Source organism: Roseomonas fluvialis (assembly GCF_022846615.1).
GTDB lineage: Bacteria > Pseudomonadota > Alphaproteobacteria > Acetobacterales > Acetobacteraceae > Neoroseomonas > Neoroseomonas fluvialis.
The window spans coordinates 970,053-993,683 of sequence record NZ_AP025637.1; the positions used below are offsets into that span (position 1 = coordinate 970,053).

Annotated in this window: 20 protein-coding genes; 17 read left to right on the forward strand and 3 right to left on the reverse strand. The window is 69.1% G+C overall.

Going from position 1 to position 23,631, the window contains the following annotated elements:
• Positions 1-4: 4 nt before the first annotated feature.
• The 6 genes from MWM08_RS04750 to MWM08_RS04775 all read left to right on the forward strand — a co-directional run bounded on the left by MWM08_RS04750 (position 5) and on the right by MWM08_RS04775 (position 7,195).
• Entirely contained in the window at positions 5-1,336 is a 1,332-nt protein-coding gene (locus MWM08_RS04750; protein WP_244458326.1) for an NAD(P)/FAD-dependent oxidoreductase, read from the forward strand.
• 64 nt (positions 1,337-1,400) lie between these two features.
• On the forward strand, positions 1,401-2,189 hold the full coding sequence (locus MWM08_RS04755) for a VOC family protein (RefSeq protein WP_244458327.1): 789 nt from the start codon (positions 1,401-1,403) through the stop codon (positions 2,187-2,189).
• Between the two features lie 23 nt (positions 2,190-2,212).
• Positions 2,213-3,805: an ABC transporter substrate-binding protein gene (locus MWM08_RS04760; RefSeq protein ID WP_244458328.1), complete on the forward strand. Its 1,593-nt coding sequence runs from the start codon at positions 2,213-2,215 to the stop codon at positions 3,803-3,805.
• Complete coding sequence (locus MWM08_RS04765; protein ID WP_244458329.1) at positions 3,802-4,779, forward strand: ABC transporter permease; 978 nt, start codon at positions 3,802-3,804, stop codon at positions 4,777-4,779. Before MWM08_RS04760 ends, MWM08_RS04765 begins: the two co-directional genes overlap by 4 nt.
• On the forward strand, positions 4,779-5,612 hold the full coding sequence (locus MWM08_RS04770; RefSeq protein ID WP_244458330.1) for an ABC transporter permease: 834 nt from the start codon (positions 4,779-4,781) through the stop codon (positions 5,610-5,612). Before MWM08_RS04765 ends, MWM08_RS04770 begins: the two co-directional genes overlap by 1 nt.
• The gene (locus tag MWM08_RS04775) at positions 5,609-7,195 is read left to right on the forward strand and encodes an ABC transporter ATP-binding protein (RefSeq protein WP_244458331.1); all 1,587 of its coding nucleotides are present in this window, start codon (positions 5,609-5,611) and stop codon (positions 7,193-7,195) included. Before MWM08_RS04770 ends, MWM08_RS04775 begins: the two co-directional genes overlap by 4 nt.
• A 3-nt stretch (positions 7,196-7,198) precedes the next feature.
• Here MWM08_RS04775 and MWM08_RS04780 read toward each other — a convergent pair whose 3' ends face one another.
• Positions 7,199-7,963: a class II aldolase/adducin family protein gene (locus MWM08_RS04780; RefSeq protein ID WP_244458332.1), complete on the reverse strand. Its 765-nt coding sequence runs from the start codon at positions 7,961-7,963 to the stop codon at positions 7,199-7,201.
• 112 nt (positions 7,964-8,075) lie between these two features.
• Between MWM08_RS04780 and MWM08_RS04785 the strand changes: the two genes are divergently transcribed.
• The 7 genes from MWM08_RS04785 (at position 8,076) to MWM08_RS04815 (ending at position 16,708) form a co-directional block, all read left to right on the forward strand.
• Positions 8,076-10,268, forward strand: coding sequence for a N,N-dimethylformamidase beta subunit family domain-containing protein (locus tag MWM08_RS04785; RefSeq protein WP_244458333.1), 2,193 nt, complete (start codon positions 8,076-8,078; stop codon positions 10,266-10,268).
• A gap of 78 nt (positions 10,269-10,346) precedes the next feature.
• Positions 10,347-11,909: an ABC transporter substrate-binding protein gene (locus MWM08_RS04790; protein WP_244458334.1), complete on the forward strand. Its 1,563-nt coding sequence runs from the start codon at positions 10,347-10,349 to the stop codon at positions 11,907-11,909.
• A gap of 1 nt (position 11,910) precedes the next feature.
• Positions 11,911-12,855: an ABC transporter permease gene (locus MWM08_RS04795; protein WP_244458335.1), complete on the forward strand. Its 945-nt coding sequence runs from the start codon at positions 11,911-11,913 to the stop codon at positions 12,853-12,855.
• Positions 12,848-13,723 (forward strand): ABC transporter permease, encoded by an 876-nt coding sequence (locus MWM08_RS04800; RefSeq protein WP_244458336.1) that lies wholly within the window; start codon positions 12,848-12,850, stop codon positions 13,721-13,723. The genes MWM08_RS04795 and MWM08_RS04800 overlap by 8 nt, the downstream gene beginning before the upstream one ends.
• On the forward strand, positions 13,720-14,697 hold the full coding sequence (locus tag MWM08_RS04805) for an ABC transporter ATP-binding protein (RefSeq protein WP_279323234.1): 978 nt from the start codon (positions 13,720-13,722) through the stop codon (positions 14,695-14,697). The genes MWM08_RS04800 and MWM08_RS04805 overlap by 4 nt, the downstream gene beginning before the upstream one ends.
• Positions 14,694-15,677 (forward strand): ABC transporter ATP-binding protein, encoded by a 984-nt coding sequence (locus MWM08_RS04810; protein WP_244458337.1) that lies wholly within the window; start codon positions 14,694-14,696, stop codon positions 15,675-15,677. The genes MWM08_RS04805 and MWM08_RS04810 overlap by 4 nt, the downstream gene beginning before the upstream one ends.
• An 8-nt stretch (positions 15,678-15,685) precedes the next feature.
• Positions 15,686-16,708 (forward strand): succinylglutamate desuccinylase/aspartoacylase family protein, encoded by a 1,023-nt coding sequence (locus MWM08_RS04815; protein WP_244458338.1) that lies wholly within the window; start codon positions 15,686-15,688, stop codon positions 16,706-16,708.
• A 46-nt stretch (positions 16,709-16,754) separates the two neighbouring features.
• Here the strand turns inward: MWM08_RS04815 and MWM08_RS04820 are convergent, their stop codons facing one another.
• The gene (locus tag MWM08_RS04820) at positions 16,755-17,729 is read right to left on the reverse strand and encodes a Bug family tripartite tricarboxylate transporter substrate binding protein (RefSeq protein WP_244458339.1); all 975 of its coding nucleotides are present in this window, start codon (positions 17,727-17,729) and stop codon (positions 16,755-16,757) included.
• A gap of 143 nt (positions 17,730-17,872) precedes the next feature.
• On the opposite strand from MWM08_RS04820, the gene MWM08_RS04825 reads away from it, so the two are divergent.
• Both MWM08_RS04825 and MWM08_RS04830 read left to right on the forward strand, forming a co-directional pair.
• Positions 17,873-18,685: an IclR family transcriptional regulator gene (locus MWM08_RS04825; protein WP_244458340.1), complete on the forward strand. Its 813-nt coding sequence runs from the start codon at positions 17,873-17,875 to the stop codon at positions 18,683-18,685.
• Positions 18,686-18,714: 29 nt separating this feature from the next.
• Complete coding sequence (locus MWM08_RS04830) at positions 18,715-20,520, forward strand: thiamine pyrophosphate-binding protein (protein ID WP_244458341.1); 1,806 nt, start codon at positions 18,715-18,717, stop codon at positions 20,518-20,520.
• Positions 20,521-20,524: 4 nt separating this feature from the next.
• Here the strand turns inward: MWM08_RS04830 and MWM08_RS04835 are convergent, their stop codons facing one another.
• Complete coding sequence (locus MWM08_RS04835) at positions 20,525-21,544, reverse strand: GGDEF domain-containing protein (protein WP_244458342.1); 1,020 nt, start codon at positions 21,542-21,544, stop codon at positions 20,525-20,527.
• Positions 21,545-22,019: 475 nt separating this feature from the next.
• On the opposite strand from MWM08_RS04835, the gene MWM08_RS04840 reads away from it, so the two are divergent.
• Both MWM08_RS04840 and MWM08_RS04845 read left to right on the forward strand, forming a co-directional pair.
• Positions 22,020-22,163, forward strand: a complete 144-nt coding sequence (locus tag MWM08_RS04840; RefSeq protein WP_244458343.1) for a hypothetical protein — start codon at positions 22,020-22,022, stop codon at positions 22,161-22,163.
• Positions 22,163-23,500 (forward strand): NAD(P)/FAD-dependent oxidoreductase, encoded by a 1,338-nt coding sequence (locus MWM08_RS04845; RefSeq protein ID WP_244458344.1) that lies wholly within the window; start codon positions 22,163-22,165, stop codon positions 23,498-23,500. Before MWM08_RS04840 ends, MWM08_RS04845 begins: the two co-directional genes overlap by 1 nt.
• Positions 23,501-23,631: the final 131 nt, after the last annotated feature.

Sequence of the window (23,631 nt, forward strand, 5' to 3'; positions counted from 1 at the left end):
CGCCATGCCCGATGCTGCCCGCGGTACAGCGCCCCACCGGATCGTCGTCGTGGGCGGCGGCGCGGCGGGGCTCGAACTCGCGACCCGGCTTGGTGACCGCTTCGGCAAGCGCGGCGAGGCGAGCGTCACGCTGGTGGACCGCAGCCGCGGCCATCTGTGGAAGCCCCTGCTGCACGAGGTCGCGGCCGGCAGCATGGATGTGGACGAGCACGAGCTCGACTACCTCGCCCAGGCGCATTGGCACAACTTCCGCTATCGCTACGGGGAGATGGTCGGCCTCGACCGCGCGGCGAAGACCGTGATGCTCGGCCCGACCCAGGACGACGAGGGCCGCGCCATCACCCAGGGCAGCGCGGTGCCCTATGACACGCTCGTGGTGGCGATCGGCAGCACGACGAACGACTTCGGCACGCCCGGCGTGCGCGAACACGCGATCGCGCTCGAGACGCCGCAACAGGCCGTGCGCTTCAACCGCCGCCTGGTGAATGCCTGCATCCGCGCCCATGCTCAGGAGGAGCCGGTCCAGCCGGGGCAATTGCATGTGGTGATCATCGGCGCCGGCGCGACGGGCACGGAGCTGGCGGCCGAACTGCACCACTCGGCACGCGCGGTGGTCGCCTATGGGCTCGACCGCATCGACGCGGAGAAGGACATCCGCATCACCCTGGTGGAGGCCGCGCCGCGCATCCTGCCGGGCCTGCCGGAGCGCATCTCGGAGGCGGCGAAGGGGCTGCTCGAGGGCCTGGGCGTCGCGGTCAGCACGGGCGTCGCGGTCACGCGCGTCACCGCCGATGGCGTCGAGCTCAAGGACGGACGCGTCATCGAGAGCCAGCTGGTCGTCTGGGCGGCGGGGGTGAAGGGACCGGAGGTGCTGCGCGACCTTGCGGGGCTCGAGACCAGTCGCAGCAACCAGCTTGTGGTGCTGCCGACGCTGCAGACCACGCGCGACCCCGACGTCTTCGCGATCGGCGACTGCGCGTGGTGCGTGATGCCCGGTCAGGAACGTCCGGTGCCGCCGCGCGCGCAGGCGGCGCACCAGCAGGCGTCGCATATGCTGGCGCAGATTCGCCGACGCCTGGCCGGCGAGCCGCTGAAGCCCTTCGTCTATCGCGATTTCGGATCGCTGGTCTCGCTCGGCGAGTATTCTACTGTAGGCAGCCTGATGGGCTTCCTCGCGGGCAAGAGCATGTGGGTGGAAGGGCTGTTCGCCCGGCTGATGTACCGTTCGCTCTACAAGATGCACGAGCGTGCGTTGCACGGCACCGTCAAGACCGCGCTGTCGAGCCTGGCGCGCAGCCTGACGCGGCGGACCGAGCCGCGCGTCAAGCTGCACTGAACCCCGCCGTGTTGCGGTGCATCACGGGGAGTGCCTAGTATCCCGGCAGCACTGGGAGACGAGCATGCTGCCGACCCTGACCGGGCTCGATCACCTCGTCGTTGCCGTCCGCGACCTTGATGCCGCGGCGGCGGAATGGGCGGCGCTGGGCTTCACGCTCTCGCCGCGCGGGCTGCACAGCGCGCATATCGGCAGCGCCAACTATACGATGATGTTCGGGGAGGATTACCTTGAGCTGCTCGGTGTGGTGACGCCCACGCCGCACAACCAGGCGCTGCGCGATTTCGTTGATGCGCGCGAAGGGCTGGATCGCGCGGCCTTCACGACCACGGATGCGGGCGCCGGCGCGGAGGCGTTGCGCGCGCGCGGCGTCGATGCGGTGGGGCCGGTGCATTTCAGCCGCCCCGTACCGCTGCCCGATGGTCGCGAGACCGAGGCGCGGTTCAGCGTGTTCCGCTGGCCCGTCACGGCGCGTGTCGGTGGCCTCGGCATCTTCGCCTGCCAGCATCACACGCGCGATGCGGTGTGGGTGCCGTCGCTGCAGACACATGCGAATGGCGCGACGCGCATCCTGCGCGTGCTGGTTGCGAGCGATGATCCTGCCGGCAGCGCGGCTGCCCTGGCCGCGGCGATCGACGCGGTCGCCGTGCAGGATGGCGACTTCCGTGTGGTGGCGACGGCGCCGAGCCGCGGCGCGGTGGCCTTCGCCCCGCGCGAGGTGATCGCGCGCCGCGCGCAGTGCGACGCCGCCGCGCTGCCGCGCGAGGGCGGCGCCGCGATGGTGCTCGGCACCGCCACGCCACGCCCGCCCGGCTTCGCCACCGGCGTCGCCGTGATCTTCGAACCAGCCTGATCCCGCGACAGGAGAACGCACGCATGACCGGACCGACCCGCCGCGAGACCTTCCTGCTCGGCGCCGCCGCGATGATCCCGGCCAGCGCCATGGCGCAGGAGACGCCGCGCCGCGGCGGCGTGCTGACGGTGCATTTCGCGACCGAGCAGCGCATCCTCAACCCGTCGCTGCAGGCCTCGACCGGCGTGTACATCGTGGGTGGCAAGATCCAGGAGGCGCTGCTGGATCTCGACGCGCAAGGCAATCCGGTCGGCGTGCTGGCCGAGAGCTGGGAGAGCGCGCCGGATGGGTTGACGCACACTTTCCGCCTGCGCCGCGGCGTGACCTGGCATGACGGTAAGCCCTTCACCTCCGCCGACGTGCAGTTCACGGCAATGGAGATGTGGAAGAAGATCCTGAACTACGGGACCACGCTGCAGCAGTTCCTGGAAGCGGTGGAAACGCCCGACGCGCATACCGCGGTGTTCCGCTATTCCCGCCCGATGCCGCAGGGGCTGCTCCTGCGCGCGATGCCGGACCTCGGCTACGTTTCGCCGAAGCATATCTTCGAGACCGGCGACATCCGCCAGAACCCGGCGAACACCGCGCCGATCGGCACCGGGCCGTTCAAGTTCGTGCAGTACGAACGCGGCCAGCACATCATCGCCGAGCGCAATCCCAACTACTGGCGCAACAACATGCCCTACCTTGATCGCGTGGTATGGCGCGTGGTGGGGGACCGTGCGGCGGCGGCAGCGCAGATGGAATCCGGGCAACTGCTGTTCAGCCCGTATTCGGCGCTGTCGATCGCCGACATGCAGCGGCTCGGGCGCGACCCGCGCTTCGAATCCACCACGCGCGGCAACGAGGGCAATGTCCGCACCAACACGCTGGAATTCAACTTCCGCAACCCGATCCTGGCCGATATCCGCGTGCGGAAGGCGATCGCCCATTCGCTGAACGTGCCGTTCTTCATCGAGAATTTCCTCGGCCCCTTCGCGAAGCCGGGGACCGGGCCGATCCCGTCTGTCTCGACCGACTACTATCCGACCACGCCCATGCCGCAATACGGCTTCGACGTCGCTGCGGCGAACCGTCTGCTGGACGAGGCTGGGCATCGCCGCGGTGCCGGCGGCGTGCGCTTCAGCCTGCGGCTGAACCCCGCGCCGTGGGGCGAGGACATCGCGCTGTGGGCCACCTTCATCCAGCAGTCGCTGAGCCAGGTGGGAATTCGCGTCGAGGTCGTGCGGCTCGACGCCGCGGGCTTCCTGCGGACGGTGTATAACGATTGGAACTTCGACCTGGCATCGGGCTGGCATCAGTACCGCTCCGACCCGGCGGTCAGTACGACCGTCTGGTATCGTTCGGGCAGCCCGCGCGGCGCACCCTGGACCAACCAGTGGGGCTGGACCGACGCGAACATCGACGGGATCATCGACAATGCGGCCACCGAGGTCGATCCGGTGAAGCGCAAGGCATTGTACGCGGACTTCGTGCGATCCGTGCAGACCGAACTCCCTCTGTGGATGCCGATCGAGCAGATCTTCGTCTCTGTCTTCAACCGGCGCATCCGCAATGCGGGGAACAATCCGCGCTGGGCGTCGTCCTCCTGGCACGACACCTGGCTGGCGTCTTGAGGGTTCTCGGCCTCGCGCTGCGGCGTCTGGCGGCATCGCTGCCGACACTGCTGCTGATCCTGGCGGGGATGTTCCTGCTGCTGCAACTCGCGCCAGGGGACACCGTCGATGCGCTGATGGCGCAGATGGGTGGTGGCGATGCGGCGCTGGCTGAGGAGCTGCGCCGCTTCTACGGGCTGGACGTGGGCATCGCCGCACAGCTCGGGCGCTACATGCTGCGGCTGCTGACGCTCGACCTTGGCTTCTCGGCCATCTACGGCAAGCCGGTTGCGACGGTGATCCTGGAGCGCCTGCCGCCCACCATCCTGCTGATGATCTCGGCGCTGTCCTTCGCCTTCTTCTTCGGGCTGGTGCTGGGGGTGGTCGCGGCGCGGCGGGTGAATCGCTGGCCGGATACGCTGATCTCGACGCTGGGCCTGATCTTCTACGCGATGCCGTCCTTCTGGTTCGGGCTGATGGCGATCGTCGTGTTCAGCGTGTACCTGCAGTGGCTGCCGGCCGGCGGGTTCGGCGACATCACGCAATCCTACACCGGCATCGCGGCGGTGCTGGACACGGCACGGCACCTGGTGCTGCCGACGCTGACGCTGGGGCTGATCTTCCTCGCGATCTACCTGCGCATCATGCGGGCGTCGATGCTCGAGGTGCTGTCGCTCGATTTCGTGCGCACGGCGCGGGCCAAGGGATTGTCCGAGACGCGCGTCGTGGCGCGGCATGTGCTGCGCAACGCCATGCTGCCGATGGTCACGCTGATCGGGCTGCAGGCCGGCACAATGCTGGGCGGATCGGTGGTGGTGGAGAGCGTCTTCTCGCTGCCGGGCCTGGGGCGCCTTGCCTATGAGAGCGTGGTCCAGCGGGATCTCAATACGCTGCTCGGCATCGTCTTCGTCTCGGCGCTGCTGGTGATCAGCATCAACTTCATCGTCGACATCCTCTATGCGCGGCTCGACCCGCGCATCGCTGCGGAGTCCTGATGCGCGCCCTGGCCGCGTATCTGCGCAGCCCGGCGGCGCTGATCGGCACGGCGATCCTGCTGGCAGTGCTGGTCATGGGGGTGGGCGCGACCTGGTTCTATCCAGGGGATCCGCTGGGGCTCGCGGGCCGGCCGCTGCAGTGGCCCGGGGCTAATCCGCGCTTCCCGTTGGGCACCGACCCCTCCGGTCGCGACATCGCCGCACAGCTGTTCCATGGCGCGCGGATATCCCTGCTGATCGGCGTGGTGGCGACGTCGATCGCGGTGGTCATCGGCATCGCCATTGGCGCGGTGGCCGGCTTCTACGGCGGCATCACCGACACGCTGCTGATGCGCGTGACCGAGGCGTTCCAGACCCTCCCCAATTTTCTGCTGCTGCTGGTTCTGGTGGCGGTATTCGGCAGCACCATGGGCACCGTGACGGTCGCGATCGGCCTGGTGTCCTGGCCGCCGGTCGCGCGGCTGACGCGGGCCGAGTTCCTCACGCTGCGGACGCGGGACTTCGTGCAGGCCTGCCGCGTGCAGGGCCTGGGCGATGCGCACCTGATCCTGCGGGAGGTGCTGCCCAATGCGCTGCCGCCGGTGATCGTCTATGCATCCGTGGTGATGGCGGTGGCGATCCTGCTGGAATCCGCGCTGGCCTTCCTGCAATTGTCCGACCCGAACGTACCGTCCTGGGGAAACCTGATCGGGTTGGGACGCAGCGTGCTGCGAACGGAGTGGTATGTCTCGGCCATACCCGGTGTCGCGATCCTGCTGACCATCCTCGGTGTGTCGCTGGTGGGGCAGGGGCTGAATGACGCGCTGAACCCGCGCCTGGCGAGCGGCCGATGAGCCGCCTGGTCGTCGAGAACCTGACCATCCGCCTGCCGCGCGGAGCGGACCGTGAGAACGCCATCGAGGATGTGTCGCTGACCGTCGCGGCAGGGGAGATCCTGTGCGTGGTGGGCGAGAGCGGGTCGGGAAAGTCGGTCACCGCGTCGGCGGTGATGGGGCTGCTGGCGCCGGGGCTGTCCATAGCCGCCGGACGCATGGCGCTGTCCGGCGAGGATTTGCGCGCGCAGTCGCCCGAGGCCTGGCGCGCCATCCGCGGCCGGCGCATCGCCATGGTCTTCCAGGAACCCATGACCGCGCTGAACCCTCTGATGAGCGTGGGCGCGCAGATCAGCGAGATGTGGCGCGTCCACATGCACCTGGATGCGCGCGAGGCCGAACGCCGCGCCCTGGCCGCGCTGCGCGAGGTGAACCTGCCCGACCCCGAAGGCGCGCTGCGCGTCTTCCCGCATGAACTCTCCGGCGGCCAGCGACAGCGCGTGATGATCGCCATGGCGCTGGCGCTGGAACCCGAGGTGCTGGTCTGCGACGAACCCACCACCGCCTTGGACGTCACCACCCAGGCGCAGGTGTTGGCGCTCATCAAGGACCTGCAGAAGCGCCACGGCACGGCGGTCATGTTCATCACCCACGACTTCGGTGTGGTGGCCGAGATCGCCGATCGTGTGGCGGTCATGCGCCTCGGCCGCGTGGTCGAGGAAGGCACGGCGCGCGAGGTGCTGACCAACCCGCAGCACGACTACACCAAGGCGCTCCTGGCCGCCGTGCCGGGGCTCCATGCGCCGCAGCCGCGCGCGCTGTCGGCAGACGAGGTGCTGCAGGTGCGCGGCCTGACCAAGACCTATGTCTCCCGCGGGCTGTTCCGACGTCGCAAGCCGGTGCGCGCGCTGGATGATGTCACGGTCACGCTGAAGCGCGGCAGCACGCTCGCGGTGGTGGGCGAGAGCGGGTCGGGCAAGTCCACGCTGGCGCGTTGCGTGGTCGGGCTGCTGGGGGCCGATGGCGGGCAGGTGGTGATCGGCGGCGCGCCGTTGCCCAACCGCCGGCGCGATGCGGCCAGCATGGTGCAGATGGTGTTCCAGGACCCCTATGCGTCGCTCAACCCGCGTCGGCGGGCCGGCGCGCAGGTGGCGCAGGGTCCGATCGCGGCGGGAACGCCGGCTGCCACGGCCCAGCGGGACGCGCGCGACCTGTTCGCGCTGGTCGGCCTCGATCCCGAATCTGTGGATCGCTACCCGCATGAATTCTCCGGCGGCCAGCGCCAGCGTATCGGCATCGCGCGCGCGCTGGCGATGAAACCGCAGGTGCTGGTGGCGGACGAACCCGTCAGCGCGCTGGACGTCAGCGTGCAGGCGCAGGTGCTGCAATTGCTGCGCGACCTCCAGGCGCGGCTCGGCCTGTCGATCCTGTTCATCACGCATGATCTGCGCGTGGCCGCGCAGCTCTGTGACGAGGTGGCGGTGATGCGCAATGGCATCGTCGAGGAAGCCGGCCCGATCGGCGCCGTCTTCGCCAACCCTCAAAGCCCCTATACGCGCAGCCTGATCGACGCGATCCCCGGCCGCATGCTGTTCGGGCTCTAGGCGTTAGGTCGCGTAGTCGGCTTCCTCGCGATCCAGCACGCGGCGCCACGCATCGAGGTGCAGGCGCGCATCCAGCTTCTCGCCCCAGGCACCGGTGTGGTTGCGGCGCGCGGAGTCCGGCAGGGCGTGCAGCTTCCGCCCGGTCTGCATGGCGGTCATCTGGTACATGGTCGTGCGCTCGGCCATGTAGGTTTCGTCGAAGGCGTCGTGCACGGTGGGGCCGACCACCGTCACGCCGTGGCCGCGCATCACCATGATGGTCTTGTCGCCCATCAGCCGGGCGATGCGGTCGCCCTCGTCGTTGGAATGCACCGGGGCGTCGCCCGAAGCGTCATAGACCGTGCGGTCGTTCAGCAGCAGCGAGTTGTGATGCGACAGCGGGAACTCCACGTCCTCCAGCATCGACAGCGCGGTCAGCCAGCGCGGATGAACGTGCACGACACAGGCCGCGGCGGGATTCGCAAGGTGGATGCGGCAGTGGATGTGGAAGGCGACCTTGCGCAATTCGCCCTTTCCGCGCACGACGCGGCCTTCCAGGTCGCAGACGATGAGGTCGCTCGCGCGCAGTTCCTGGAACAGGTAGCCGCGCGGATTGATCAGGAACAGCGGCTCCGCGCTGTCCGGCAGCATCAGCGAATTGTGGTTGCCGATATGCTCGTTCCAGCCGAGCCGCGCGCCGATGCGGAACACCGCCGCCATGTCGCAGCGCAGCGCCCATTCGCGCTCCTCGGCCTTGCTGTCGGTCAGGCTGTGCACGATCGTCGCCATCGGGGCCCCCTGTCGCTTCGACGCCACGCTGCCACGAAGCCGCACGGTCCGCCAATGCCATGCGATTGACGGGCACTGCCGTCGGGCTGACGCTGGGCGACGGAGGTGCCGCATGACGTCCCCGATCGCCGAACTGCCGGTCACCGGCTACCTCGACCGCTTGTCGCGCCGTCCCGGGGAACGCTTCCGCGCCATGGTCAGCGCGCGCGATGGCGGCCCGGTGCGCGCGCGCCTGCTACGCGTGATCAGCGGCGACCCGAATCCCGACGGCCCGGGGCTGCGCTTTGAGGATCTCTCGCACCGCTTCGACATCACATTCGACGGCGAACGCCAGGCGATCCATGCCGGGTCGCATGCCGTGGTGCCGCGTGCGCCGCACCGCGCCGAGGGACCTTGCAGCTGGTCGGCGCTGATCTGGTTTGCGGCCTCGCCGGGCGCAGCGACAATCATGGCCGAGCACGAGGCCGGCGCAGCCATCAGCCTCGCCCTCGATGCCGACGGCGTGGTCGCGACCGTCACCGGGGCCGGGGGCGCCGTGCGGCTGGCGACCGGGGGCGCACCCGCGCCGCGCCGATGGCATCGGCTGTGGCTGAGCGCCGATCCCGCCAGCGGCCGCGTCGTCGTCGGGATGCAACCGTTCGAGGGCGGCGCGGCGACCAAGGCCGCGGGCATCGTCGCCGGGCTTCGCCTGCCCACGGGCGGGGGGCGCGTCACGATCGCCGCCGATGGCGCGACACCGGCCGGCGCGCACTTCACCGGCAAGATCGAAGCACCGTCGCTGCACGCCGCCTTCCATGAGGCCTGGCCGCAGCCAGACCTGCCGCTTGATGCGCGCGACCCGACGCTGGTCGCCGGATGGGACTTCGCCCGCGACATCCCGACGCAGCGCATCCTCGACATCGGGCCGCAGGGCTGCGACGGCCACCTGGTGAACGTGCCGACACGTGCGATGGTCGGCGCGCGCTGGTCGGGGCGCGAGATGTGCTGGCGCCACGCCCCCGAGGATTACGGCGCCATCCAGTTCAACGCCGACGACCTGGCCGATTGCGGCTGGCGCACGAGCTTCACCTTCGGCGTACCGGCCGATCTGCGCAGCGGCGCCTATGCGCTGCACCTCGCCTGCGCGGGTGGCGAGGATTGGCTGCCGCTCTATGTGCTGCCGCCGCGCGGGACAACGACGGCGCCGGTCGCGTTCCTGGCATCCACCTTCACGTACCAGGCCTACGCCAATCACGCGCGCGGCAATGCGGATGAGGCGTATCGCGCGCGCGTCACGGAGTGGGGAGCCTATCCGCACAATGCGGACGATTACCCGGTCTACGGACGGTCCACCTACAACCGGCACCCGGACCGGAGCGGCATCGCCTTTTCCTCGCGGTTGCGACCGATCCTGACCATGCGGCCCGGCTACCTGACCTTCAACGACGCGCGCGGGTCGGGACTGCGGCATTATCCGGCGGATACGCACCTGCTCGCCTGGCTCGAGGCCAAGCGCATCGCCTTCGACGTGATCACCGACGAGGACCTGCACGAGGAAGGCGCCGCGCTGCTCGCGCCGTATCGCGTGGTGATGACCGGGTCCCATCCGGAGTATCACACGCTGCAGACGCTCGATGCGCTGCAGGCTTACACGCGCGGGCGCGGACGGCTCATGTACCTCGGTGGCAATGGCTTCTACTGGCGGATTGCGGTGACGCAGACGCTGCCGGGGATGCTGGAACTGCGCCGAGCCGAGGGCGGCATCCGCGCCTGGGCCGCGGAACCAGGCGAATACTGGCACCAGACGGATGGCGCGCATGGCGGGCTGTGGCGGCGCAACCGCCGTCCGCCGCAGATGCTGGCCGGCGTCGGCTTCTCCGGCCAGGGGCTTTTCGAAGGCACCCACTACCGGCTGCTGCCCGCCGCGCGCGACCCAAGGCACGCCTGGGTGTTCGAGGGCGTGGAGGGCGAGACCTTCGGCGGCTACGGCCTGTCCGGCGGAGGCGCGGCCGGGTTCGAACTCGATCGTGCCGACGCAGCGCTTGGGACGCCGGAGGGCACCGCCATCCTGGCACGGTCGGAGGATCCGCCAGCCTCCTTCGTGACGGTGCCCGAGGAACTGCTCTCCCACGTCAACACCGTGACCGGCGAACCGGCCGCCGCGCTCAAGCGCGCCGAGATCGTGATGTTCGACACGCCGGGCGGCGGCAGCGTCTTTGCGACGGGATCGATCACCTGGTGCGGCAGCCTCTGGCAGGACGGCGCGTTCCAGGGGCCGGTCAGTCGCATCATGGAGAACGTGCTGCGTCGCTTCGCTGCGCCGTGAAGGCGTGTTGACGCGCCGCGGCCTGCGCGCGACGCTTGCCCCTGGACTGACGCCACGCCTGATCGGGAGACCCTGCCCATGAAGCGCCTGCTGCTAGCGTCCACCTTCGCCGCGACTTTCGCGCTGCCGGCCGTGGCCGCGCCCTTCACCTGCCCGTCGCGCGGCGGAGATATCGTCTTCGGGCAGGAAGCCAACGTGAATTCGCTGGACCAGATGACGTCCAGCACCATCTCGACCCGCAACATCGCGATGAACATGTACGAATCGCTGATGACGCGGGACGAGAACAACCGCCCCATTCTCGAACTCGCGGAGAGCATGGAGGAAGCGCCGGACGGCCTGACCTACACATTCCGCCTGCGGCAGGGCGTTACCTTCCACAACGGCAAGCCGATGACCTCGGCCGATGTCGCGGCGTCGTTCAACCGCTACAATCGCATCGGGCTGCAGCGCAGCACGCTCGACAACGTGGCGGGCTGGGACACGCCCGACCCGCGCACCTTCGTCATCCGCATGAAGCAGGTGCAGCCGACCTTCATCGAGGCGCTGTCCTCCTTCTCCGTGCCGATTGTGGTGATCCCGTCCGAGCACGAGAATGACGACCGGCAGCAGTTGCGCCCGGTCGGCACCGGCCCCTTCCGGCTTCTGGAATTCGTCCCCGGCAGCCATGCGCGGCTGGGCCGCTTCGACGCCTACAGCCCGAACACGGCGTTCGAGCAACGCACCGGCTTCGGCGGCTATCGCGTGGCCTGCGTGGACACCGTGACCTTCCGCATCGTGACGGAAGCTTCCGCCCGCGTGGCGGGGCTTGAGACCGGCGCGCTGCAGGCGGTGGAGGACGTTCCCACGCGTTCGCTCGACACGCTGCGTCGCAACAGCGCTATCACCATCCTGCCGCTGCAGAACTGGTGGATCCAGATCGCGCTGCCGAACACCGCGCATGGGCCGACCGCGAACCTGGCCTTCCGGCGTGCGGTGCAGGCCGCGCTCGGCATGGAAGACATCATGGATGCCGCGACCGACGGCAACTACCGCCTGAATGTCGGCTTCCAGTATCCGAACCAGCCTTCGTTCACCGATGCCGGGCGCGAGACCTACAACATCAACGACCCGGCGCGCGCCCGCACGCTGCTGCGTGAATCCGGCTATCGCAACGAGCCCATCATCATCCTGACCAACCGTGACTATCCGCCGATGTACAACGCGGCGCTGGTCATGCAGCAGCAGATGCGCGCGGTCGGCATCAACGCGAACCTGCGCGTGGTGGACTGGCCGACCTCGGTGCAGATGTCGCAGCGGGTGAACAGCGACGAATGGCACTTCTTCCATTCGGGCTGGGGCACGCAGCCGGCGCTAGGCGCGCTGGCGACGATGCAGTTCCTGGTGGCGCCGGGCGCGAATTACCGCCCGCGCGACGACAAGGACGACCCGGATGTGCTCGCCGCCTGGAACCGCATGAACAATGAGCGGGATCCGGCGGCGCGCCAGCAGGCCTTCGCCGACATGCAGCGCCTGGTGCTGGAACGTGCCTATGCCTATCCCTTCGGATCACTGACCAAGGTGCAGGCGGTGCGGTCGAACGTGCAGGGCTACGTGCCGTTCCGCATCCCGCGTTTCTCCAACGTCTGGATCACGCGGTAGCGTGTTCGGCGTTCTTGTCCGGCGGCTGTTCTCGGCGCTGCCGGTCCTGCTGATTGTCAGCCTGATCTCCTTCGGGCTGATGCGGCTGATCCCGGGCGACCCGGCGGCCGCCATCGCGGGCATCGCGGCCACGCCGGCGCAGATCGAACAATTGCGCCGGGACCTCGGCCTGGATGAGCCGCTGTGGATGCAGTTGGTCCACTACTACGAGGGGCTGGCGCGCGGCGATCTCGGTCGGTCGCTGCTGCTGGGCAAAGGCGTGTTTGCCGCCACGATGGAACGGCTGCCGGTGACCATTGCGCTGTCCTTGTACGCGCTGGTCTTCACGCTGATCATCGGCATCGCCAGCGGCATCATCGCGGCGTTGAAGCAGAACACCTGGATCGACCAGGCGGCAATGATGTTCGCCATGATCGGGATCAGCGTGCCGAACTTCTTCCTCGGCCTGCTGATGATCATCCTGTTTGCGGTGCACCTGGGCTGGCTGCCCTCGGGCGGCTACGTGCCGTTCAGTGAGAGCCCAATCGGCTGGCTGCGCAGCATGACCATGCCGGCTTTCTCGCTGGCGCTGCTGCAGGCGGGACTGCTGGCACGGATCACGCGGTCGTCCATGCTGGAGGTGCTGCGCCAGGACTATATCCGTACCGCCAAGGCGAAGGGCCTGCCGCAGCGGCGCGTCATCCTGAAGCACGCCCTGGCCAATGCGCTGATCCCGATCGTGACGGTGGTCGGCATCATCGTCTCGCTGCTGCTTTCGGGCGCGGTGGTGACCGAGGCGCTGTTCTCCATCCCCGGCATGGGCCAGCTGCTGACCCAGGCAGTGCTGAACCGCGACTATCCGATGGTGCAGGGCGGGCTGCTGCTGGTGACCACCTTCCTGGTGCTGGTGAACATCACGGTGGATACGCTCTACGCCGTGCTCGACCCGCGGGTGCGCCATGAGTGACGCGGAAGGCATCGCCGAAACCCGCGAACACCCCGCGCGCGCCACGCTGCGGCGGCTGTTTCATCACAGGCTGTTCGTCACGGGGCTTGTGCTGTTCGGCATCATCGCCGTGATCGCCGCGGCCGCGCCCTGGATCACGGCGGTCGATCCGCAGCGCCTGTCGATGCGCAACAAATTCCTGCCGCCCGATAGCAACTGGTTGTTCGGTACCGACAATTTCGGGCGGTCGTTGTGGTCGCGCGTGGTCTGGGGGGCGCAGCTGTCGATGATCATCGGCGCCTCCGTCGTGGCGCTGAACGCGGTGTTCGGGACGCTGATCGGCGCGGCGGCTGGTTACTTCAAGCGGCTCGACAACGCGCTGATGCGGGTAAATGACGCGCTGATGGCCTTCCCCGCCATCCTGCTCGCCATCGCTGTGACGTCGGTGCTGGGGCCGTCCACGCTGAACGTCATCCTGGCGCTGTCGATCGTGTACATCCCGCGCACCGCGCGCATCGTGCGCTCCTCCGTCATCGTGCTGCGGGAGATGGAATATGTGCAGGCCGCCGTCGCCGCCGGCGCGGGGCATTGGCGCATCCTGCGCCACCACATCCTGCCCAACGCCATGGCGCCGATGATCGTGCAGCTGTCCTTCCTGTTCGCCTATGCGGTGCTGTCGGAGGCCACGCTCTCCTTCCTCGGCGTTGGCGCGGTGCCGCCCACGCCCACCTGGGGCAACATCATGGCCGAGGGCCGCGACTTCATGCGCGAGGCACCCTGGATCATCACCATCCCCGGCGTTGCGCTGATGATCACCGTGATGGGGCTGAACCTGCTCGGCGATGGGCTGCGCGACGTGCTCGACCCGCGGCTCAGGATCCAGCAGTGACTTTGCTCGACGTCCGCGGCCTCACCACCGCCTTCATGACCGGCCGCGGCGAGATCAACGCCGTCGAGGACGTGTCCTTCTCGCTGAAGGAAGGCGAGATCCTCGGCATCGTCGGCGAATCCGGATCGGGCAAGTCGGTCACGGCGCTGACCATCATGGACCTGCTGCCGCGCCCGCCGGCGCGCATCGCAGCGGGCGAAGTCACCTTCAACGGCCAGTCCCTCACGCGCATGTCCGAACGCGACATGCAGCGCATCCGCGGCCCGGGGATCTCGATGATCTTTCAGGAGCCGATGACCTCGCTGAACCCGGTCTTCTCGATCGGTGACCAGATCATGGAGACCATCGCCGCGCATGAACGCCTGTCGCAGTCGGACCTGCGGAAGCGCGCCATCACCATGCTCGACAAGGTCGGCATTCCCTCCGCCGCGCGGCGGCTCGACGACTACCCGCACCAGATGTCGGGCGGGCAGCGCCAGCGCGTGATGATCGCCATGGCGCTCGCCTGCAATCCTAAGCTGCTGATCGCGGACGAGCCCACCACGGCGCTGGACGTCACCATCCAGGCGCAGATCCTCGACCTGCTGATGGACCTGCGCGACGAATTCGGCATGGGTGTCATCATCATCACCCACAACATGGGCGTGATCGCTGAGACCGCCGACCGCGTGCTGGTCATGTACGCCGGCCGTGTCATCGAGGAAGCGCCGGTCGCCACCATCTTCGACCGTCCGTTGCATCCGTATACGCGTGGGCTGCTCGAATGCGTGCCCTCGCTCACCGAGGACCGCGCGCGCCTGGTCGCCATTCCCGGCACGCTACCCGACCCCGCACGGCGCCCGCCCGGCTGCGCCTTCGGCCCGCGCTGCCAGCATGCGCTACCGGCCTGCGCCGCAGCGGTGCCTCCGCTGGAAGTGCTGGAGCCCGGCCACACCGCCGCCTGCTTCCGCGCGAAGGAGCTGGCGCCGGCATGACCGCGCCCCTGGTCACGGCAACCGGCCTGTCCAAGGCCTTCGAGGTTGGCGGCGGCGGCTTCTTCGGCCTTCGCAAGCCGCTGCTGCTGCGCGCGGTGGATGACGTGGCGCTGGGCATACAGGCCGGCGAGACGCTCGGCCTGGTCGGCGAATCCGGCTGTGGCAAGTCCACGCTGGGCCGGCTGCTGATCCGCCTGATCGAACCCACCGCCGGGCGCATCACCTTCGACGGCATCGACATCACGGCGCTCAAGCGGATGGAGATGCGCGCGCATCGCCGCTCCATGCAGATCATCTTCCAGGACCCTTACGGCGCGCTGAACCCGCGCATGTCGGTCGAGGACATCATCGCCGAACCCCTCATCATCCACGGCGCCAAGCAGGGCGCGGACACGCGCCGCAAGGTGTCTCAGATGCTGGAGAAGGTCGGCCTGCCGGCCCGCGCGCTCGACCGCTTCCCGCATGAGTTCTCCGGCGGCCAGCGCCAGCGCATCGGCATCGCGCGTGCGCTGGTGCTGCATCCGCGGCTGATCGTGTGCGACGAGGCGGTCTCCGCGCTCGACGTTTCGGTGCAGGCGCAGATCGTCAACCTGCTGCAGGATCTGCAGCGCGAGATGGGCCTCACCTACCTGTTCATCGCGCATGACCTGTCCGTGGTGCGCCACATCTCCGACCGCGTGGCGGTGATGTATCTCGGCAAGGTGGTCGAGGTCGCGGACAAGAAAAGCATCTACGCCGCGCCGCTGCATCCCTACACGCAAGCGCTGATCGCCGCGGTCCCGGCGCAGCACCCGTCGCAGCGCTCGCGCGGCAAGCGCCAGCGGATTGCTGGCGACATTCCCTCCGCGCTGAACCCGCCCTCGGGCTGCCGCTTCCACACGCGCTGCCCGCACGTCATGCCCGTCTGCCGCGAACGTGCGCCGCCGCTGACCGAACCGGCGCCGGGCCACCAGGTCGCCTGCCACCTGATCGCCTCCTGAGGATTGCCATGCCCGAAACCCGCAAGTCGCGCCTGACTCCCGAAGTCGATTTCGGCAAGGACGGCAAGCAGACCGGCTTCATACGCCTGTTCCATTCGACGCATGACAGCGCCTACGGCTTCCTGCCGATCCCGATCGTGGTGGTGAAGAACGGCGAGGGTCCGACCGCGCTGTTCAGCTCCGGCAACCACGGCGACGAATACGAAGGCCAGGTCGCGCTGACCAACCTCATCAAGTGGCTGGACCCTGCGGCCATCCGCGGGCGCGTCATCATGCTGCCGATGGCGAACTACCCCGCCGCGCTGGTGGGGCGTCGCGTCTCGCCGATCGATGACCTCAACATGAACCGCATCTTCCCCGGCGACCCGGACGGCACGGTCACGCGGCAGATCGCGCACTACATCGACAGCGAACTCATCCCGCTGGCCGATCTGGTGATCGACCTGCATTCGGGCGGGTCGTCGCTGAACTACATCCCGACCGCGCTGGCGAAGCAGTCGGCCGATCCCGCGCTGTACCAGAAGCAGTTGGCCGCGCTGCGCGCATTTGGCGCGCCCTATACCTACATTCAGGGCGGCGCGCAGGGACAGGGCGGGGACCAGACGCTGGGCAGTGGCGCCGATCGGCGAGGGCGGATTTCGCTCGGCACAGAACTGGGCGGCGCGGGGGCGGTGAATGCCTCGGGCCTCGCCATCGCGGAGCGCGGGTTGCGGAACCTGCTCGCGCATCTCGGCATCCTGGGCCGCGAACACTTCGTTGAACCGCCCGCGCCGACGCGCTTCCTCGATGTGCGCGGGCCCGAGATGTACGTCTATGCGCCGGAGAACGGCGTGTTTGAACCGCTGGTCGAACTCGGCGACATGGTGACCCCCGGCACGCCTGCCGCGCGCATCCACATCCCCGAGACGCCGTGGCTGCCGCCGGTCGAGATCGCCTTCAAGGCCACTGGCATCGTCATGTGCAAGCGGATCCCCGCGCGGACGAAGCGCGGGGATTGCCTATTCCATTTGGCGAGCGACCTCGCCGTCTGACGCCTCCTGGCGTTGCGTGCGGCCGCAGCGCCTACTCCGCGCGCGGCTACTGCGGTTGGATGCCGGCGGCACGCACCACCGTCGCCCAGCGATCCACCTCGGACCGCACCAGGCGCGACAGCGCCTCCGGCCCCTGCGCTTCGGTATCTGCCGGGATCGATCCAAGGCCCTCGATCCGCTGGCGGATGGCGGGGTCGTTCACCGCCGCGCGCAGCGCCTGGTCGAGGCGCGCGACGACCGGCGCGGGTGTGCCGCGTGGCGCGAACACCGCGTTCCAGCCCTGGAAGATGTAGTCCGGCAGACCGGCCTCCGGCGCCGAGGGCACGCCCGGCGCGTTCGCATTGCGCGTCGCCGCGCCGGTCAGCAGGCCGCGCATGGTGCCGGCCTGGATTTGCGGCACGGCGGCTGGCGCCAGCAGGCAGGCACTGTCCACCGTCTGCGCCACCACGTCGTTCAGCGCGGGGCCTTCGCCGCGATAGGGAATGTTGTTCAGCTCCACGCGCGCCAGGTGCTGGAACAACGCGCAGGCCAGGTGGTTGGTGGATCCGATCCCGGCGTGGCCATTGGTGACGCCGCCGGGATTGGCGCGCGCCATCGCGATGAACTCCTGCAGCGTACGCGCGGGGTGCCCGTTGCGCACCACGAAGAACAGTGGCGTGCCGGCGATCAGCCCGATCGGCTGCAGCTCGCGCGGGTCATAGGCGATGGAACGATAGATCGACGGCGCCGCCGAATGACTGCCCAGGCTGCCCACCGTCAGCGTGTAGCCATCCGGCGCGGCCTGCGCGCCGCGCGCGCCGCCGATGGTACCGCCGGCGCCGGAGACATTCTCCACCACCACTGGGCGACCGAGCGTGCGGGTCATGTGCTCGGCCACGATGCGCGCCAGCACGTCGGTCGCGCCGCCGGGGGCGAAGACCACCAGCATGGTGATCTGCCGCGTCGGGAAGTCCTGCGCGCGGGCGGGCAGGGCGGCGCAGGCCAGCAGCAAGGCTGTGGCGGCGGCGAAAAGGCGTTTCATTCCTGGTCCTCCCGTATCGGCCGTCGCGCGGCCGTTGGTGTTGCGCATAGCGAAACGCTTTTCGGAAATGCGCGTCAAGGCTAGAAAGCGGGCGAACATGTTTCGCCAGGCGGTTCGACCGCCTGGTGCAGGAGACCCGCGATATGCCCCCCAGCGATGCCGTCCCCGCCCCGCGTGGCGCGAAGGACCCCTACCTCCTCGCCTCGCTGCATCGCGGGCTTGAGGTGCTGGACTGCTTCGCCGAACGCGACAGCTGGACGCTGTCGGACCTCGCCACGCATTTGAACCAGAACAAGGCGACGGTCTTCCGCGTGCTGCACACGCTCGAGGGCTTTGGCTACCTGGCGAAGGACGCAGCGACGGGCCGCTACGCTCTGGGGCTGAGGCTGCAGGCGCTGGGGGCGGCGGCGATGCGCAACGAACAGCTCCGCTGGCAGGCGCTGCCGCCCCTGCAGGACCTGGCGGAATCGACCGGCGAGACCGTGCATGTCGGGATCCTGCACGAGGGCGTTGTCGTCACCGTGCAGATAGTGGACGGCACCCATGCAGTGCGGATGCACTCCGCGGTCGGCAAGCGCAGCCCGGCGCATGCCAGCGCGCTGGGCAAGGCGCTGATGGCCTACCTGCCGGATGCCGAGGTGGATGGCATCGTCGCCCGCCACGGCCTGGTGCGCTTCACGGCGAACACCATCACCACGCCGCAGGCGCTGCGCGAACGCCTACACCGCATCCGCCTCGATGGCTACGCGCTGGACGAGGAGGAGATCGAGGACGGCCTGCGCTGCATCGCCGCGCCGATCACCGACCGATCCGGCCGGCCGACCGCGGCGGTGGCGATCTCCGCCCCTGCCTCGCGCATGGACCCGGCGCGCATCGCCGAACTGATCCCGCGCGTGAAGGCGAGTGCCGCGCGCATCTCCCGCATGCTCGGCAGCCCGTCCGTGGCGGCCGCCTGAACCCCAAGAAACGCGAGGAAACACAGACCATGGACGGCAGCAGCAAGGCGGCGCTGATGAACGGCGCCGACATCATCGTGGACCACCTCACGCGTCGCAACGTGCCCTATCTGTTCGGGCTGTGCGGGCACGGCATCACCGGCTTCATGGATGCGGCATTCAAGGCGCAGAACCGCATCCGCACCGTCTCGACGCATCACGAGCAGACCGCCGGCCACATGGCGGATGCCTACTACAAGGTGCGTGGGGAACCGGTGGCGACCTTCACCTCCTGCGGGCCGGGTTCGGCGAACATGGTGGTCGCGCTGGCGGCCGCGATGATGGACAGCAGCGCCTTCCTCGCCATCACCGGCAATGTGCCGACGCAGCAGTTCAACCGCGGGCCGTTCCAGGAGACGGGGCGGCATTTCCAGGGTGATTTCCCCTCCGTCATCCGCCCCTACGTGAAGCGGTCCTACCAGCCCACGCGCGCCGACATGGTGCCGTTGGCGATCACGCAGGCCTGGGACCAGCTCACCGCCGGGCGACCGGGTCCGGTGAACCTGGATGTGCCGCTGAACGTGTTCGTGGAGGAGACCGCCTACACGCCTTCCGACGCGCCGAGCCGCATGATCAACGGCGCGCCGGGCAATCCGGCGGAGCTCTCCGCCGCGCTCGACGTGCTGCGGTCGGCGCAGCAGCCGGTCATCATCGCGGGGCAGGGGGTGATCATCGGCCACGCCTGCGACGCGCTGCTGGCCTTCGCGGAACTGACCGGTATCCCGGTGGTGACCAGCCCGAACGGTAAGGGCGCCATCCCCGATCGCCATGCGCTCGCCTTCGGCGCGACGGGACGCAACGGCGCCTACGCGGCAAATGACGCAACGCGCAACGCCGATGTCATTCTGGCGATCGGCTTCTCCTTCGATGATCGCGCGACCAGCGCCTGGCTCGATGGCTACACGCTGTCGATACCGCCCTCGCGCCTGATCCAGATCGACATCGACCCCACCGAGATCGGCCGCAACTACCCGGCCGAATACGGCATCCTGGGAGACGCGAAGGCCAGTCTCGAATTCCTGATCGAGGCCGCGCGCGGGCGGCTGAATGCCGGGCGTTCCATCGCGCCATGGCTGGCGCGGCTGGAGAAGGGACGCGCCGTCTGGCGCGAGTACCAGGACGGCCTCGCGCAATCTGACCAGATGCCGCTGCGCCCCGAACGGCTGATGCGCGCGCTGTCGCGTGCCATCCCCGAGAACGCGGTCGTCGCGAGCGACGTCGGCGTGCACCACAACTGGATCATCCAGTTGATGGACACGCTGCGCCCGCGCCATCTGATCCATTCCTGGGGCTTCGCGGCGATGGGCTTTGCGACCTCGGGCATCCTGGGCGCCAAGCTCGCCGCCCCCGACCGGCCCTGCGTCGCGGTGGTCGGCGACGGGTCATTCCTGATGACGCCGCATGCGCTGGCCACGGCCGTCGAATACGACATCCCGGTGGTCTGGGTGGTGTGGAACAACAACGGCTTCTGTTCGATCCGCGACATCCAGCACGGCATGTTCGGCGGCCGCGAACTCGCCACCGCCTTCGAGAACCAGCGCTCCGGGGAGCTCTACAGCCCGGACTTCGCGATGATGGCGAAGTCCTTTGGCGTACCCTCCCACCGCGTGACCCATGCCGGCGAGGTGGAGGACGCAATCCAGACCGCGATCCGCGCGAACCGCCCCTACCTGGTCGAAGTGCCGGTGGACCGGGACATCCGCCCGATCGGCACCGGGTCCTGGGACCTGCCGCCGCTGCCCAATCCGGAGCCGAACTTCCTGAAGGCGCTGGCGGCGCGCGGCATCAGCTTATGACGGGTCAGGCGGCGGAAGAGCGGTGTTCCACCACCACGCGGTTCCGCCCCTCGCGCTTGGCGCGGTACAGCGCGGCGTCGGCGCGCTCGATCCAACTGCCGATGGGTTCGGCGGGTTCGTAGCGCGCCGCGCCGACCGAGATGGTGACACTGCCGATCGTCTCGGCATTGGCGCGCAGGCTGATGCGCCGGGCCGCAAGCGCCCCGCGCAGGCGTTCGGCATGCGCCGCGGCGTCGTGCAGCGAGGTGGCAGGCAGCAGCATGGCGAATTCCTCCCCGCCATAGCGCGCCACGCGCGCGGTCTGTGGGCGGTGCTGGTCGAGCGTGGCGGCGACCAGGCGCAGCACCGCATCGCCCACCGCGTGTCCCCAGGAATCATTGACCTTCTTGAAATGGTCGATGTCGAGCATGAGCAGCGACAGCGTCTCCCCGGTGTTCATCGCGAGCCCCGCCTGTTCGCGCACCATGGCGTCGAAGGCACGGCGATTGGGCAAGGTGGTCAGCGCATCTGTCAGCGCCGCGTCATGCGCCGCGGCGAGCTTCTTCTCGAGATCCGCGATGCGGTCGCCGGACTGGCGCAGCGCCTGGCCCAGTTCGGCCGAACGGGCCGAGAGCGCCGTGGTTTCCTCCGCCAGGCGGGCGATCATGTCGGCCAGGCCATGGGTGTCGGTGTCGATGGTGACGGCGGCCTCGCTCAGCGTCTCGCCGTAGCGCTCGGCATCGGCGCCGGCGGCGAGGATCCGTCCGGCGGCCTCGCGCAGCGTTGTCTGCGCTTCGCGCGCGGCGCGGCGTTCCACGCTGTCGGCGAAGAACAGGTCGTGGAGTTCGGCCATCATGAAACTGTCGATGCTGCGGCGATTGCTCATCGCGATGGTCAGCGCGCGGTGCAGCTTGTCGTTGTGCCCGGCGTGGAACTCGAACCAGATGGCGTAGTTCTGCGGCGTCGGCGGCAGGCAGAAGCTGCGCAACGACGCCACCGCCGCCTCGAAAACGGCGTCGGTCTCGGTGGTGGCGTCAGGCGGCATCGTCCCCCCGGGAAACCTTGGTCGGGGCAAGATTGCATGCCTGGCGATGAACCGCTGATTGACGCGCTTGCACACATCCGCGGGGCGCTGGCCGGGAATTCAGAGCGTTGTCGGATCAATCCCACATCATCACGGCAATGTGAAGCAGGGTGACGAAGGGACACGCAGCCGATCCGGCCGCGCCTGCCGTGCATCAGCACGCGTCCGGACTCCGCAATCTGCGCGAGCTCGGCCAGCGCCGCGACAGGATGGTACGGCTCGGTGTGCTGTGCTGCGCGATGGTGGCGCAAGCCGGCCCAGCCGTGCGGCGTTCCATCCAGCACAGCGATTGGCCGGCGCGCTACCGGCCGAATCAGGACCAGGCCGGGGCACTGCGTCGCCCGCCGCGCATCGCGGCGATGTCGCTTCGGGCCCGAGCGGTCGGGCGCGTGAAGCGATCTGGACAGCGGACGCCGGCGCGGCGATGACACGAATCATGAGCGACCTCACGTACCGCTGGCGCTTCGGCCTGAAGATCCACCTGGTCGCCATGCTGCGCGCATCGGCAGCCGACGACGCCGCGGCAGTTCGGGCCGCCTTCGCGGAACGGGGCGAAGGCTATCGGGAGCTCGACGCCTGATGGTCGCGACACGCAGGCTCGACCTCATCGAGAGCGATGCCACGCTGCCCGAGTCGGCGGACGTGGTCGTGATCGGCGCCGGCATCATCGGCGCCTCGGCCGCCTGGCACCTGGCCAAGGCGGGGCATTCGGTCGCGCTGTTGGAAAAGGGCGTCGTCGCGGGCGAGCAGTCCAGCCGCAACTGGGGCTGGTGCCGTACGCTCAACCGCGACGAGCGCGAGATCCCGCTCATGCTGCACAGCCAGCATCTGTGGGACACGTTGCCCGGCGAGATCGGCGCCGACATGGGCTTCCGCCGCAGCGGCCTGGTCTACGTGACCAAGGACCCGCAGCAGCTCGCGACCTGGCAGGCCTGGCTGGACATGGCGCAGCCCTACCAGGTGGGCGCGCGCATGATCGATGCGGCCGAAGCGAAGGCGCGCACGCCCGGCAACGTGCAGGACTGGATCGGTGGCGTGGTCTCCCCGCGCGACGGGCGCGGAGAGCCCGCCATGGCTGCCCCGGCGCTGGCCAAGGCGGCGCGCACGCGCGGCGTGACCCTGCACCAGGACACGGCGGTACGCGGGCTGGATACCACCGGCGGTCGGATCAGCGGCGTGTTCACCGAGCGAGGGCGCATCGGCGCCCAGGCGGTGGTGCTGGCGGCGGGGGCCTGGGCGTCGATGTTCCTGCGCCGGCATGGGCTGGATATGCCGCAATCCTCGGTGCACTCGACCATCTTCGCGACGACACCGGCGAAGCAGATCAGCCCCGGTCCTTTGTCGACGCCGGACTTCATCCTGACGCCGCTGCTCGATGGCGGATACCTGGTGGCGGCGAAGGCGCGCGGCCGGCTGGAGCTGACGCCGGCGGGCATCCGCTACGCACGCCAGTTCCTGCCCAGCCTGCGCAAGAACTGGAAGATGGTGGAGCTGCGCGTCGGGCGATCGTTCTTCGAAGGGCCTGACGCGCTGCACGGGCGCTGGTCGTTCGACAAGCCAACCGTGTTCGAGCGGATGCGCGTGCTGGAGGCGACGCCCAAGGCGTCGATCGTGCAGCCGGCGATCGATGCGATCGTCTCGGCCTATCCCGAACTGGCGGGCATCCAGGCGGCGCGACTCTGGGCGGGGTGGATCGATTCCACGCCGGATGCGGTGCCGGTGATCTCGAAGGTCGCTGCGCTGCCGGGCCTTGTGGTGGCGGCCGGCTTCAGCGGGCACGGCTTTGGGATCGGGCTGGGCGCGGGGCGGCTGGCGGCGGACCTGGCGGGGGATGCGCCGCCGGTGGTGGACCCGGCGGCTTTCGCGCTGGGGCGCTTCTTCGATGGCAGCGCGCTGCGGTCGCCGGTCGGGATCTGAACGGTCGCCGGGGTGGCCTGGAGCAGATCGCGACGCGATGGAACCGTCGGATCGGGTCCAGATCCTCGCGACGGTCGAAGGCCGACGCGGTGCCTCGAGCCCAGGCGAGCGGAAGGGGCTCTGAAGCCGAC

What these genes read in the sequence shown, in the direction of transcription:
- MWM08_RS04750 (WP_244458326.1), top strand. Translation starts at nt 5, where the DNA reads ATGCCCGATGCTGCCCGCGGTACAGCGCCCCACCGGATCGTCGTCGTG.
- MWM08_RS04755 (WP_244458327.1), top strand. Translation starts at nt 1,401, where the DNA reads ATGCTGCCGACCCTGACCGGGCTCGATCACCTCGTCGTTGCCGTCCGC.
- MWM08_RS04760 (WP_244458328.1), top strand. Translation starts at nt 2,213, where the DNA reads ATGACCGGACCGACCCGCCGCGAGACCTTCCTGCTCGGCGCCGCCGCG.
- MWM08_RS04770 (WP_244458330.1), top strand. Translation starts at nt 4,779, where the DNA reads ATGCGCGCCCTGGCCGCGTATCTGCGCAGCCCGGCGGCGCTGATCGGC.
- MWM08_RS04775 (WP_244458331.1), top strand. Translation starts at nt 5,609, where the DNA reads ATGAGCCGCCTGGTCGTCGAGAACCTGACCATCCGCCTGCCGCGCGGA.
- MWM08_RS04780 (WP_244458332.1), bottom strand. Translation starts at nt 7,963, where the DNA reads ATGGCGACGATCGTGCACAGCCTGACCGACAGCAAGGCCGAGGAGCGC.
- MWM08_RS04785 (WP_244458333.1), top strand. Translation starts at nt 8,076, where the DNA reads ATGACGTCCCCGATCGCCGAACTGCCGGTCACCGGCTACCTCGACCGC.
- MWM08_RS04790 (WP_244458334.1), top strand. Translation starts at nt 10,347, where the DNA reads ATGAAGCGCCTGCTGCTAGCGTCCACCTTCGCCGCGACTTTCGCGCTG.
- MWM08_RS04800 (WP_244458336.1), top strand. Translation starts at nt 12,848, where the DNA reads ATGAGTGACGCGGAAGGCATCGCCGAAACCCGCGAACACCCCGCGCGC.
- MWM08_RS04810 (WP_244458337.1), top strand. Translation starts at nt 14,694, where the DNA reads ATGACCGCGCCCCTGGTCACGGCAACCGGCCTGTCCAAGGCCTTCGAG.
- MWM08_RS04815 (WP_244458338.1), top strand. Translation starts at nt 15,686, where the DNA reads ATGCCCGAAACCCGCAAGTCGCGCCTGACTCCCGAAGTCGATTTCGGC.
- MWM08_RS04820 (WP_244458339.1), bottom strand. Translation starts at nt 17,729, where the DNA reads ATGAAACGCCTTTTCGCCGCCGCCACAGCCTTGCTGCTGGCCTGCGCC.
- MWM08_RS04825 (WP_244458340.1), top strand. Translation starts at nt 17,873, where the DNA reads ATGCCCCCCAGCGATGCCGTCCCCGCCCCGCGTGGCGCGAAGGACCCC.
- MWM08_RS04830 (WP_244458341.1), top strand. Translation starts at nt 18,715, where the DNA reads ATGGACGGCAGCAGCAAGGCGGCGCTGATGAACGGCGCCGACATCATC.
- MWM08_RS04835 (WP_244458342.1), bottom strand. Translation starts at nt 21,544, where the DNA reads ATGCCGCCTGACGCCACCACCGAGACCGACGCCGTTTTCGAGGCGGCG.
- MWM08_RS04840 (WP_244458343.1), top strand. Translation starts at nt 22,020, where the DNA reads ATGAGCGACCTCACGTACCGCTGGCGCTTCGGCCTGAAGATCCACCTG.
- MWM08_RS04845 (WP_244458344.1), top strand. Translation starts at nt 22,163, where the DNA reads ATGGTCGCGACACGCAGGCTCGACCTCATCGAGAGCGATGCCACGCTG.